The organism is Streptomyces sp. NBC_01235, assembly GCF_035989285.1.
In the GTDB taxonomy this organism is placed as follows: domain Bacteria; phylum Actinomycetota; class Actinomycetes; order Streptomycetales; family Streptomycetaceae; genus Streptomyces.
Genome location: NZ_CP108513.1, coordinates 2443181 through 2456321, shown reverse-complemented (window position 1 = coordinate 2456321; position 13141 = coordinate 2443181). Strand labels below are relative to the sequence as shown.

Here is a 13141-nt window from a genome sequence, read left to right as displayed (position 1 = left end):
CGAGGAGCCGAAGCCGTGACCGAGCACGTCGAGTGGAGCGACGCGGAGGCCCCCGCCCCGGCGGTGAACGCCGCCGTCACCCCCGCCGACGCCGCCGACGCGGCGCGGCTCGTCGCCTTCGGGCTGCAGCCCAAGTTGCAGCCCGCCCGGGACCAGGAGTACGCGGAGCTGCTGCGGCGCTACCGGGAGGACTCGGCGTTCGCCCGGCTCGCCGATGCCGTCGCCGCCGGGCTCGGACTGATCGTGCTGGAGGTGTCCCCGCGCGCGGGGATGGCGGTGACCGCCGCCGAGGACTCGGTGTTCGCCGTGCGGATGGGGGACTACGCGCGTCGTACGTCCGCCGACGGCGGCGATCGGTTCCTGCACGGGCTGGCGCATCTCGCCGTCGCCGCGATGGCCTTCCCCCGGCCCGAGGACCTGGCCGACGACGGGTACATCGGGCGGGTCAGCGTGAACGGTGTCGACGCCTTCGTGCGCCAGGCCTGCCGGCGCCTGGAGGAGCGGGCGGAGGAGCAGGGCGAGAACACCGACCCCGCGACCGACGCGCCCGGCCTGGAGTCCGCCTGGCGGATCTGGGCCAGACGCAGTTCCACCGGCGCCACCAAGGACGCGCGCAGACTCGCCGGTTCGACGACCGGCATCGTCGGCAAGGCCGTCGGGTTCCTCACCGACTCCGGGTTCCTCCAGCGGACCGGAGACGACAACGGCGGCACCTACCGGACCACCGCGCGCTATCAGCTCCAGGTGCGCGACATGGCGGGCGGCGCCGCCATGGCCGAGCTGCTGGAGCTGGGCGTCGTCCCGGTCACCGACGGCACGCCGACGTTGCTGCCCCCCGAGGAGACCGACGACCTGGAACTGGTGGCCGACGCCGGACTGCCGTTCCACTCCCGAAGCTCCTGAGGCTCCTGAAGCCCGTGGAGCCGCTGAAGCTCCTTTGCCCCCTGATCTGCCGAAGACTTACGAGAGTCCGCCATGTACGAGCTGTCCCGGGTCCGCCTCTACTCCATCGGGCCCGCCGGTGCGCGCTACGCCGACACCGTGCTTGACCTGCGGGGCGTCGGCGACGTCGTGCCCGATCCCGCCCCCATGCAGGCGGAGTTCTTCGAGGAGGAGCCCGTCGGCCCGCCGCGCCGGCCCGCGCCCGCGGGCGTGCTCTTCCTGGAGAACGGCGGCGGCAAGTCCGTCCTGCTCAAGCTGATCTTCTCGGTGATGCTGCCGGGACACCGCAACACCCTCGGCGGCGCCAGCTCCGGTGTGCTGCGCAAATTCCTGCTCGCCGACGACTGCGGACACGTGGCGCTGGAGTGGCAGCACGTCCTCACCGGTGAGTGCGTCGTCGTCGGCAAGGTCAGCGAGTGGCGCGGGCGGCAGGTGTCGAACGATCCGCGGAAGTTCGCGGAAGCGTGGTACTCGTTCCGGCCGGGGCCCGGACTGGGCCTGGACAACCTGCCCGTCGCCGAGTCAACCGCCGTCCGCCCGCCCGTCGAGGGAGCCTCCGGGGCGCAGGGGCGGCGGCGCACCATGAAGGGGTTCCGGGACGCCATCACCGAGGCGGGGAAGGCGTATCCGCACCTGGAGGTGCACTGGGAGGAGACCCACGACCGGTGGATCGAGCACCTCGGCGAGCTCGGCCTGGACCCCGAACTCTTCCGCTACCAGCGGGAGATGAACGCCGACGAGGGCGAGGCCGCCGGCCTCTTCGCCGTCAAGAAGGACTCCGACTTCACCGACCTGCTGCTGCGCGCGGTGACCGACACGCGGGACACCGACGGGCTCGCCGACCTGGTCAGCGGCTTCGGCAACAAGCTGGGCCGACGCGCCGAGCTGATCGCCGAACGGGACTTCACCGCCGGTTCGGTGGACCTGTTGGGGCGCATCGTCGAGGCCGCCGAGGCTCGGGCACGCGCGCGTGACGTCCACGCCGGGGCCGAACGGCGCACCCGCGCGCAGGCCCGGCGGCTGTCCGCGCGGGGCACGCGGGAGAAGGTACGGTCCGGTGATCTCGCCCAGCGGGTCACGGCCGCCGCCTACGCCGTCACCCACTCCGAGGGGGCACGCGAGCGCAGAGCGCTGATCGCCGCCGAACTCGCCTTCCGGCACGCCTCGTTGGCTCTCGCCGCCACCGAGAAGTCCGCAGCCGCGCAGAAGCGCGAACTGGCCGACGGCCGCACCCTGCACGCCGCCTGGCAGGCCGCCGAGGCCGTGTTGCGCCATCGCGCCGCCGCCGACCGGGTCGCGCGCGTCTCCGCCGCGATCCAGGAGGCCGAGCGCGACGCCGCGCCCGCCCTCGCCGCCCGCGCCAAGGCCGCCGTCGACCTCGTCCGGGCCCTGCACGGGGCCGCCGAGAACGCCGAGACCCTCGCCAACGAGGAGGAGGAGCGCTCGGCCGCTCTCCAGGAGGTCGGCGAATCGGCGCACCGGGACGCGACGTCCGCCGCCACCGACGCCCAGCGCGCCCGCAGCGAGGTCGGGCACCTGCGCCAGCGCCTGTCCGAGGTCGAGCAGGAGACCGCCGAGGCCGTCCGCGCGGGCTGGCTCGACGACAGCGCGCCCGACGCCGACCCCGCCCGCGCCGCCCTGGCCGCCAGCGACGCCGAGAAGACGGCCGTCGCCGCCTGGGACACCGCCCGCGAGGCCTCGCGAAGGGCCGCCGACCACGCGCGCGAGGCCGCCTCGGCGGAGTCCCGCGCCGAGCTCACCGCGGCCCGGGCCGCCGACGCGGCGACGGCCGCGCAACGGTCGTACGAGGCCGAGCGGCGGCTCGCCGAGTCCCTGGCCGGCGAGGAACGACTCACGGAACTCCTCGGCCTGACCAGTGGTGGGGCACGCCGGCAGATCCCGCAGCCGCGCCACGACGGCGAGTCGGACGACGGTTCCTCGCTGACGCCCGAGGACCTGGACCGCTGCGCCGACGAGCTGCGCGAACTCCTCGACGACGCCGTCTCCTCCGCCGAACGGCAGCTCTTCGAGCTGCGGACCGCCGCCGCCGACGACTCCCGCATCCTGGGCGCGCTCGGCGACGGCGGACTCCTGCCGCCCGGCCCGGACGTGCTGGCCACCGTCGAGTTCCTCGGCGAGCACGGCATCCCCGCCCTGCCCGGCTGGCGCTATCTCGCCCAGGCCGTCGACCCCGCCGACCACGCGCGCGTGCTCGCCGCCCGGCCGGAGCTGGTCGACGGCGTGATCATCACCGACCCCGACTCGCACGCACGCGCGCGTGAGGCGCTCGGTGACGCCGCCCTGCTGCCGCGGTCGGCCGTGGCCGTCGGCACGGCCGCCGCCCTCCTCGCACCGACCCCGGCCGCCGACGCCCACAGCGATGACGTCTTCCTCGTCCCGCCGAACCCGGCCATGCACGACGAGCACGCCGCCGACGAGGAACGACAGGCACTGCGCGCGCGGGCGACCGAGCGGGACGAGGACATCCGCCGGCTCGCGGCACGTCTCGGCAAGGACCGGGAACTGGCGGCGCGACTGACTTCCTGGCGTACCGGCTGTCCGGCCGGGCGGCTCACCGAGCTCGCGCGGAGCGCGGGGGACGCGCGCGCGTTCGCCGAGGAGTCCGAGGCCGAGCTGGCCGAGGCGCGGACCGTGCGCGCGGAGGCCGACGAGATCGCCGCCGAGGCCGCCCAGGCGCGCGACGAGCGCCAGGAGGCCGCGCAGAAGGCCCGGCGGGCCGCCGACGCCCTCGCCGGACTCGCCTTCCGGCTGCGCGAGCGAGCCGGCTGGCAGGTCAAGGTGCGTGAACTCGCCGACGAGGCCACCGAGTCGGAGGCCCGCGCCCAGGCCTGCCTGGAGCGCGCCCGGGCCGCCGACGAGGACCGGCGCGGAGCCCAGCGCGCCGCCGACGACGCCCGCCGCACCGCCCGTGCGCTGCGCGCCGAACGCGCCGAGATCGCCGGCGCCCCCGACGACGTACCGGAAGCCGACGCGGACGCGTCCAAGGCGTCCCTGCCCGCCCTCCGCGAGGCCTACCGGGCCGCCTCCCAGCTGTACGAGAAGGTCGGTGTCGGCGCCGACCTGCGCGCCGAGCAGGCCCGTGCGGAGAGCGACGAGAGCGCGGCGCGCACGGAGCTGGACCGGCTGAGCAACAAGGTCCGCACGCGCGCCGAGCAGCTGCTGCAGTCGCCCGACGGCTCCGACGGACCGTCCCGGCAGGCCGCCGCCGCGCGCGCGGAGGAGTTGGTACAGCTCCTGGAGACCCGTATGTCCACCGCGAGCGAACAGCTCGGGCGGCTGCGCGGTGAGCACGAGCGGCTCGCGCCCGAGGAGGGCGAGGCCCACACCGAGCTGGCCGAGGAGCTCCAGCCGCGCGACGCCGAGCACGCCCAGGCGCTGCTGCGCACCGCGACGGCCGAACTTGCCTCCCGCACCGAGGCGTTGAGCCAGGCCCGCGAGGCCCACGCCGAACTCCTGGCCGCCCACCGGGCCGCCGAGGACGCGGCCGGCGGCTTCGACGAGATCGCCGCGATGCTCCGCGACCTGCTGCGCGAACACCCGCAGGAGGAGGAACAGGAGGAGCCGGAGCCGTACCCCGGCACCCTGGAGGAGGCCCGACAGTCGGCCGCCGAGGCCCGCCGCTCGCTGCGCGGCTGCGCCGCCGACCTGTCCGCCGCCGAGTCCGCCGTACGCGAGGCCAGTGACATCCTCGTACGGCACGCCAACTCCACACGCTACGAGCAGGTCCGTACGCCCGCGCGGCAGCAGATCCGTGAGCTGCCCGCCGCCGCGCTGCCCGAGCACGCGCAGAAGTGGGCGGACGCCTTCGCGCCCCGACTGCGCGTCCTGACTGACGAGTTGGCACAGCTGGAGCGCAACAGGGACTCCATCGTGGACCGGCTGCGGGGGCTCGTCGAGTCCGCGCTCGCCACCCTGCGCTCGGCCCAGCGGCTCTCCCGCCTGCCCGAGGGGCTCGGCGAGTGGTCCGGCCAGGAGTTCCTGCGCGTCCGCTTCGAGGAGCCCGACCAGGCCACCCTCACCGAGCGGCTCGGGGAGGTCATCGACGAGGCGACCCGGGCGGCCGTCAAGAAGAACTCCGACCTGCGGCGCGACGGTATGTCCCTGCTGCTGCGCGGGGTCGGCGCGGCCCTCCAGCCCAAGGGCGTCGCCGTCGAGATCCTCAAACCGGACGCCGTCCTGCGCGCCGAGCGCGTCCCCGTCGGCCAGATGGGCGACGTGTTCTCCGGCGGCCAGCTGCTCACCGCCGCCATCGCCCTGTACTGCACGATGGCGGCCCTGAGAAGCAACGACCGGGGCCGGGACAAGCACCGGCACGCGGGCACCCTGTTCCTCGACAACCCCATCGGCCGCGCCAACGCGACCTATCTGCTGGAGCTCCAGCGCGCGGTCTCGGACGCCCTCGGCGTGCAGCTCCTGTACACGACCGGCCTGTTCGACACGACGGCGCTGGCGGAGTTCCCGCTGGTCATCCGGCTGCGTAATGACGCCGACCTCCGGGCGGGCCTGAAGTACATCAGCGTCGAGGAACACCTCCGCCCGGGACTGCCGCAGCAGCCCCGGGCGGGGGAGGCGGGGCACAGCGAGATCACGGCGACCCGGATGTTCAAACGCCCGGCGCCCGGCAGCGCCCCTTAACTACGTCATCACCCGCGCGTCGTGCTCGTGCGTGAAGCACCGCGGATCCACCATCGGCTTGTCCCGGTGGTCCCGGGTCCGTAGCCGTACCGTTCCGCGAGACTTCGCCTTCGTCACGTTGGGTGTGAGCCAGAAGGCGTTCTCCGAGGTGGGGTAGCCGTGCCGGGCGGTGTTCATGTCGAACGGCACCGACCCGTGGTCGAACATCAGATCCGGCCGGTCGAGACCCGGCTCGGTGTCGTAGAAGATGCCCGCCTCCCACCGCTGGGAGGACGAGGTCGTCATGGGCCGGCCCGCCTCCCACATGATCACGCCCTCGGGGTGGTCCTGGAGGTTCTCCCCGACGCAGGCAGAGTCCACCACGACCTCAACAGGCGATACAGGAGTTGTGGGACGAGCAGCCGCCCAGCACCTTCGCCCGGGCGTGGCGCATGAAGCTGTTGCCGCTGGCCTGGGGCTCGACCGGGTAGTCCCCGTCGTAGCCGGACTCCAGCAGGCTCATCGTGCGCTCCAGTTTGAGGACGTCGTCGTCGCCGACGTCGCTCGGACCGGCCTCCAGGACGCACACCGCGACCGAGGGGTCCTCGGAGAGCCGGGCCGCGACCACGTTGCCCGCCGTGCCGCCGCCCACGACGTAGTCGAACTCGCCGATGCGCATGAGCTGCCGATCTCCTCAGTCGGCCGTCGGGGCGGCGAGGGGAGCGGTCGCCGCGGAGGTTCCCAGCCGGTGCTCCTCGAGCACACCGGTCCTGTGCCGCTGTAGGAACCAGTAGTAGGCGAAGCCGCCACCCGCGATCACGGCGACGAACAGGACGGCGCCCCACTTCAGGTACCAGTGGAATGGCGCGGCCGCGTTGTAGACCGAGGCCCGCGGCCAGATCAGGTTGATCGTCATCGCGGCGCCCCACACCACCGCGACGATGTTGACGAGCAGCCCCCAGCGGCCGAGCGAGAACTTCCCGTCGCCCGCCGGCTGCCACTTGCCGCGCAGCCGCGCCACCAGCATCGGGCCGGTCACGCCCAGGTAGGCGAGGTAGATCATGATGATCCCGATGCTGGTGACGACTGTGACGATCTGCGGCTGCCGGATATTGACGACGAGGATCGCCAGCGCCAGCACACCGATGATCACGGTCGGCAGCAACGGGGTCTGGAAGCGGGGACTGCACTTGGCCAGCCGTGAGGACCCCGGGAGGTTGTTGTCGCGGGCCATCGCGAACGCCAGCCGGATCGCCGCCGTGTGGACGGCCAGGGCGCACACCGTGACGGCGATCAGCACGCACCACAGCATCGCCTTGCCGGCCGTCGGACCGAGCACGTCGAGCACGATGTACTGCAGCCCGTCCGTGGACAGCTTCTCGCCCTTCAGGCTGGAGACGCTCATCAGCGCGAGCAGCAGGATCAGCCCGCCGAGGACGAAGGAGGCGACGATCGCCCGGATGATCGCGCGGGGCGCGTTGCGGGACGGGTCGATGGACTCCTCGCCGAGCGAGGCGGCCGTGTCGAAGCCGTACATGACGTACGCCGAGGCCAGCGAGGCCACGAGGAACGCGCCGAGATACCCGGCCCCGTAACCCGCTCCGGTGCCGTTCGTCTCCGTGACCACCTGCGGGCCGCGGGTGATGTGGACGGCGAACAGGACGATCAACACGACCGTGGCGATCAACTCGATGAACACGCCGGCCGTGTTGATCGTCGCCATCAACTTGACGCCGAACGCGTTGACCAACGTGGTGAACAGGATCAACACGGCAGCCAGGACGACCGCGTTGGTCGCGACGTCGTACTTGCCGGTGCCGTCCCCCACGAACTGGAACGTCGAGGAGATCTGCGGCAGCGTCAACTGGTAGGCCAGTGCCACGGCGGAGATCGACACGATCGAGGCGATCAGCATCATCCAGCCGGCCAGCCAGCCCAGATGCGGATTGCCGATCTTCTTCGACCAGTTGTAGACGGAGCCCGCGACCGGATAGCGGGCGGCCAGCTCCGCGAAGCACAGGGCGACCGTGAACTGGCCGACGAACACCATCGGCCACGACCACCAGTAGGCGGGGCCGCCGCTGCCGTAGCCGAAGTAGAAGAGCTGGAAGGTGCCGGTCAGGATCGAGATGTAGCTGATGCCCGCGGCGAAGGTGTGGAAGTTGCCGAGGGTGCGCTTGAGTTCGGGTTTGTAGCCGAACTCGGCGAGCTCGGCGTCGTCCTGCTGTGGGCCTGGCGGTTGCTCGGTTGTCGTCATGAGCGGACTCCTGGTGGGCGACGGGAGGGAGCCGATCGAGCTGCGGGTACCGGGATCAGTGCGGGGGCGGAGGGCGGAGGAGGGAGTTGTGCGTGGGCGGAGTTGTGCGCGGGCGTCGAACCAACCTTGAAGGGAAGGGTTGGTGTTGCGCCAGACGTGCTTCGCCTCGCGGTACTCGGCGAGCCCCGACGGCCCCAGTTCGCGGCCGAAGCCGGACTGCTTGAAGTCACCCCACTCGGCCTGCGGTCCGGTCCTGGTCCTCGCTCACCGACGGCAGCTTGTCGAAGCCCTCGCTGCCGTCGACAGTGAAGCCCCGGATCTCCTCACCGAACCCGGCGCCGTGGTCCACGTGGTACCGGGCCGCGTAGCCGTCGGCGAACTCCGGGAGGAATTCGGTGAGTTCGGGGTGGATCGTGGCGCGGTGGCAGCACTCCACGAAGTCCTCGACGACCAGCCTCCAGTTCGCCTTCGGGCCGTAGACGCCCCTCGGCCGAGGCCGAGGTTCTCGGTGCCGTAATGCTCGATCGCGGCCGCGTCGCCGAGCCGTTCGACGGATGCGTGCAGCACGGTGTCCTCGAAGGACGGGGGCTCGTCGGCCAGGCACACCCAGGCGTAGCCGAGCCACTCGCGCAGGGACACCTTGATCAACCCGTGGACTGGACGACGGCACCCCCGCCGAGGGCGGCTTCCTCGCCCTGTGCGAACGCGAGGGTCGGATCACCGCCGCACTGGCCTTCGACGGCCCCCCGCCCCTTCATGCGGGCCCTTCGCGAACTGGCCCGGGAGGAGGGACGGATGGCGTCCGGCGCAGCCTGACCACGGGACTGACTGCGGCCTGACCGTGGTCGGACGGGGAGCGTGTCGCTGCTCGTCTCAGGAACGCGTCGCCCGGCCTCAGGAGTGGGACAGCTGCCCGGTGCCGCTCTGCCTGCGTATCCGCTCCTGCGCGCGCTCGGCGATCCGTGCCTGGCGTCGTGCCCGGCGGCGCTCACGGCGCAGCGAACGCGCCGTACTGCTCGGCGTCGACACCACGCCGTTGCGCTGGTTCCACACCTGCCGTGTCACCCACACGTCCAGCGCACCCCAGGTGGCCAGCACCGTGCTGACCACAGCGCTGATCACCATGGGGAAGGCCAGCCAGGATCCGGCCAGGGTGCACAGGAAGGCGACCATCGCCTGAATCAGCGTCACGGCGATGATGAGCACCGCACGCACAGCCGCCGTACGTACCGGGTCGGGCATCCGGCGCCGACGCGCGGGCTCTTCCACCCACAACGGCCGGTAGGCCGCCCGTCCCTGCCCTGTGGCAGTCGCGCCGACGGCACCCGCCCGCCGGACGCCCTCTCGCGCCGCGCCCGCCGCAGCGCCGCGGTCGCTCGCCCTGCGCCGATCCGTCGAAGCGTCGTGCCGCTCCGCTGTCACGTGCCCGTTCGTCGGAATGTCGCGATCCGACACCTCGGGATCCCGCAGCGCCGTACCCCGCGCCACCGCGCCGTTCTCAGGTGCCTTACGCCGCTCCGCCGTGCCCATCACCGTGTCACTCCCCACCGCCAGCAGACCGCTCGCCTCCGGATCGAAGACCCGGCTCCCCAGTGGCTGCCCGGCTTGCGCTGAATTACGCCGCCCAGGTGCGGCATACGGCTCGTGTGGCCGATTCCGCCCCCAATTCCCAGTGAGTAGGACGAACGACCTGCCACGAAGATTCCCAAGTTGCGAAAAATTCTGGCCAACTCGTTTGTCGAGCCGATCGGATCCAGCCTGGGTCCGCGCACCGGGTTGGGGGAGGCAATCTCCCACAATGACCGGACAACCCACCATGTCTCGCCCTCGGTACGGAAGTTCAGCTTCCGGATCTCTCTTCGAGTTAACTGTGCGTCGGTAGTAGGCTCGCGGCGTTTGTTGACGCACATGCGTACCCCCCGCCGGTGGGGGTTCGAGCTGGGGGAGGCCATGCGCTTTCGCGGGAAGTCGATCCGCCGGAAGATCGTGGCGCTGCTCCTCGTGCCGCTGGTGTCCCTGACTGCCATCTGGGGCTTCGCCACGGTGATCACGGGACGCGAGGCGAGCCGCCTGTTCACCATGTCGTCCCTCGTCGAGAAGGTCGGCTACCCCGTCGAGGACACCGTCCGCGTCGTCCAGCAGGAACGCCGTCAGACCCTCGTCTACCTCGCCGACCCCCGTGCCTCCGACGCGCTGGCCGCGTTGCGCCGCACCCGGACCGCCACGGACAAGGCACTCACCGAGATCCGCGGCAACGCCCAGGACCCCGATGTACGCGACGTCCTCGACCAGGACGACGGCGAGGGTCTGACCGCGGTGCTCGACGCCTTCGACGGCGTCGACTCCCTGCGCCGAAGCGTCGAGGAGGGCACCGTCACCCGAGCCCAGGCCCTCGACCTCTACACCCAGCTGATCGACCCCTGTTACGCCCTGCTGGCCAAGATGGACGTGGTCGACAGCGTGGACATGGACAAGCAGTACCGGGCCCTCGTCGGCGTCGCCCGCGCTCGTGAACTGCTTTCCCGGGAGGACGCGCTGCTCGGCTCCGCCCTGGTCGTGGGCAAGCTGAGCCGCGAGGAGATCCGTGACGTCTCCGACCTCGAGGCCCAGCGGGGAGTGGTCTACGACATCAGCCTCGCCCAACTGCCCACCGCGGAGCGCGAACGCTACGAGAGCTTCTGGAAGAACGCCACCACCGCCCCGCTGCGGACGGTCGAACAGGCTGTCGTCGCCACTACGCCCGGTGACCTCCCCCGGGGTGTCAGTGCCCGGAACTGGGACACCGCGGCCGGAAGCGTCCTCGATGAGCTGGGCACCCTGGACGAGCAGGCCAACGACCGCTATCAGGACCGTGTCGGTCCGGTGGCGATCGAAGTCATCGTCAAGGCGGTCGTCGCCGGTGTCTTCGGGCTGATCGCCCTGCTCGTCTCCCTTGTCCTGTCCGTGCGCATCGGCCGTGGCCTCATCCGCGACCTGCGTCAACTCCGGCTGGAGGCCCACGAGGCGTCCGGCGTGCGACTGCCCAGTGTGATGCGCCGCCTCTCCGCGGGCGAACAGGTCGACGTGGAGACCGAAGTGCCGCGGCTGGAGTACGACAGGAACGAGATGGGCGAGGTCGGCCAGGCCCTCAACACCCTCCAGCGCGCCGCCGTCGAGGCCGCCGTCAAACAGGCCGAACTGCGCTCCGGCGTTTCCGAGGTCTTCGTCAACCTCGCCCGCCGCAGCCAGGTCCTGCTGCACAAGCAGCTCACCCTGCTCGACACCATGGAGCGCCGCACCGAGGACACGGAGGAACTCGCCGACCTCTTCCGCCTCGACCACCTCACGACCCGCATGCGTCGGCACGCCGAGGGCCTCGTGATCCTCTCTGGCGCGGCCCCTTCCCGCCAGTGGCGCAAGCCCGTCCAGCTCATGGACATCGTGCGCGCCGCGGTCGCCGAGGTCGAGGACTACGAACGCATCGAGGTCCGCCGCCTGCCGCGCCTCGCCGCCACCGGCCCGGCCGTCGCCGACCTCACCCATCTGGTGGCCGAACTCCTTGAGAACGCCACCGTGTTCTCCCCGCCGCACACCGCCGTCCAGGTGTTCGGCGACCGGGTCGCCAACGGCTTCACTCTCGAGATCCACGACCGTGGCCTGGGCATGGCCCCCGAGGCACTGCTGGAGGCCAACCTCCGGCTCGCCGAGACACCGGAATTCGAACTGTCCGACACCGACCGCCTCGGGCTGTTCGTGGTCAGCCGGCTTGCCCAGCGGCAGAACGTCCGCGTCTCCCTGCAGCCCTCGCCGTACGGGGGGACGACCGCCATCGTCTTCATCCCCGACGCGCTCCTGACGGACGACGTACCCGACACCAACGGCATCGGCTTCCGGCTCGACCGCCCCCGGCCCCCGAAGGAGGCAGAGTCCGGCGAGACCCGCAGGTCCGCGCTCTCCGCGGCCTCGGTGCAGCTTCCCGGAGTACCGGCCTCGATGCTCGACGGTCCGGTCGAGCTGGAGGCCCCCGTCGACCTGGACGCCCTCGGTGGTTTCCCGGCCGCTCTCGATGAGGAGGACGACGAGCACGGCGGTCTGTTCCGCCCCCGCCGCTCCCTCACCCGTACCGACGGCGAGTCGGCCGCCACCACCGGCGACCAGCACCACAGGCTGTCCGACGGCCTCGGCGGCCCAGAGGGACCGCTCACTGACGACCCGGCCGCGCCCGTACCGCTGCTGCCCGGTCGCCGCACGCCCAAGCTGGTCAGCTCGCACGGTCGCCCGGTCACGGAACAGCGTCCCCGGCGCGCGGAGACGGACGCCGAGCCCCCGGCCAGGCCCGGCCCCCGCCGCATGGAGAACGAAGGCCCGGCGCCCCTGCCGTCCCGTCGTCGCGGTATGACGGCACAGATCCCCCACAACAGCGGCGCGACGGAGCGGCCCGCACTGCCGGAGCGTTCCGGCCGCGGTGCCGAGGAACCGTCGCAGCCCCCAGTCCTTCCGCAGCGCACCCGGCAGACTCCCGCCCTGCCCGGCGGCCCCGACGACACGGTCGTGGGCGCCGACACCGCGTCCGCCCGGACGGTCGGGAGCGCACAGGGCGGTGACAGGGGGAGCAGTGCCCGGAACCAGGGAACCGCGCCTCATGACACCGGCTCCGGCACAGGAGCGCTGCCGCGACGTGTACGGCAGGCGAACCTGGCCCCGCAACTGCGGCAAGGACCGGATCCGCGCACCGAGAACCGTGCCGACCCCGCGGACCGGGACGCCGACGAGGTACGCAGCCGCATGGCCTCGCTCCAGCGCGGCTGGCAGCGCGGTCGCGTAGAGAACGCCGCGGGCGACGACGCCCACAGCGGCACAGCACCACGAACGACAAAGGGGGACGGTCGATGACCGCACCGAAGGCGACCGGCCACAGCACCACCAACGGCGAGCTGAACTGGCTCCTCGACGAACTCGTCGACCGTGTCGCCAGCATCCGCAAGGCCGTCGTCCTCTCCGGCGACGGCCTGCCGACGGGGGTGTCCAAGGACCTGTCCCGGGAGGACGGCGAGCACCTGGCCGCCGTCGCCTCCGGATTCCACAGCCTCGCCAAGGGCGTCGGCCGGCACTTCGAGGCCGGCAGCGTCCGCCAGACCGTCGTCGAACTCGACGACGCCTTTCTGTTCGTCACGGCCGCCGGTGACGGCAGCTGCCTCGCCGTCCTCTCGGACGCAGACTCGGACGTAGGGCAGGTGGCGTACGAGATGACGCTGCTGGTCAAGCGGGTCGGCGTACATCTGGGCACCACCCCGCGCACCGATCTGCCCGCGGGCGGGTAGTGGGATG

General features: G+C 72.1%; 6 protein-coding genes and 2 pseudogenes. 4 read left to right on the top strand and 4 right to left on the bottom strand.

Annotation, left to right across the window (positions count from 1 at the left end):
• Window positions 1–15: 15 nt before the first annotated feature.
• Window positions 16–903: a hypothetical protein gene (locus tag OG289_RS10445; protein WP_327313733.1), complete on the top strand. Its 888-nt coding sequence runs from the start codon at window positions 16–18 to the stop codon at window positions 901–903.
• A 72-nt stretch (window positions 904–975) separates the two neighbouring features.
• On the top strand, window positions 976–5598 hold the full coding sequence (locus OG289_RS10440) for a hypothetical protein (protein WP_327313732.1): 4623 nt from the start codon (window positions 976–978) through the stop codon (window positions 5596–5598).
• 3 nt (window positions 5599–5601) lie between these two features.
• Here the strand turns inward: OG289_RS10440 and OG289_RS10435 are convergent.
• The 4 genes and pseudogenes from OG289_RS10435 to OG289_RS10420 all read right to left on the bottom strand — a co-directional run.
• Window positions 5602–6256: pseudogene (locus OG289_RS10435) on the bottom strand (hypothetical protein); the annotation flags it as partial.
• Window positions 6257–6271: 15 nt separating this feature from the next.
• Window positions 6272–7834: an APC family permease gene (locus OG289_RS10430; RefSeq protein WP_327313731.1), complete on the bottom strand. Its 1563-nt coding sequence runs from the start codon at window positions 7832–7834 to the stop codon at window positions 6272–6274.
• A 247-nt stretch (window positions 7835–8081) separates the two neighbouring features.
• Window positions 8082–8497, bottom strand: a pseudogene (locus OG289_RS10425) (SRPBCC family protein); the annotation flags it as partial.
• A gap of 231 nt (window positions 8498–8728) precedes the next feature.
• Window positions 8729–9364: a hypothetical protein gene (locus tag OG289_RS10420; RefSeq protein ID WP_327320635.1), complete on the bottom strand. Its 636-nt coding sequence runs from the start codon at window positions 9362–9364 to the stop codon at window positions 8729–8731.
• Between the two features lie 420 nt (window positions 9365–9784).
• Here OG289_RS10420 and OG289_RS10415 point away from each other — a divergent pair, with 420 nt between their 5' ends.
• Together OG289_RS10415 and OG289_RS10410 are read left to right on the top strand one after the other, a co-directional pair.
• On the top strand, window positions 9785–12706 hold the full coding sequence (locus tag OG289_RS10415; RefSeq protein ID WP_327320634.1) for a nitrate- and nitrite sensing domain-containing protein: 2922 nt from the start codon (window positions 9785–9787) through the stop codon (window positions 12704–12706).
• Entirely contained in the window at window positions 12703–13134 is a 432-nt protein-coding gene (locus OG289_RS10410; protein ID WP_327313730.1) for a roadblock/LC7 domain-containing protein, read from the top strand. Before OG289_RS10415 ends, OG289_RS10410 begins: the two co-directional genes overlap by 4 nt.
• The last annotated feature ends 7 nt before the right edge of the window (window positions 13135–13141 follow it).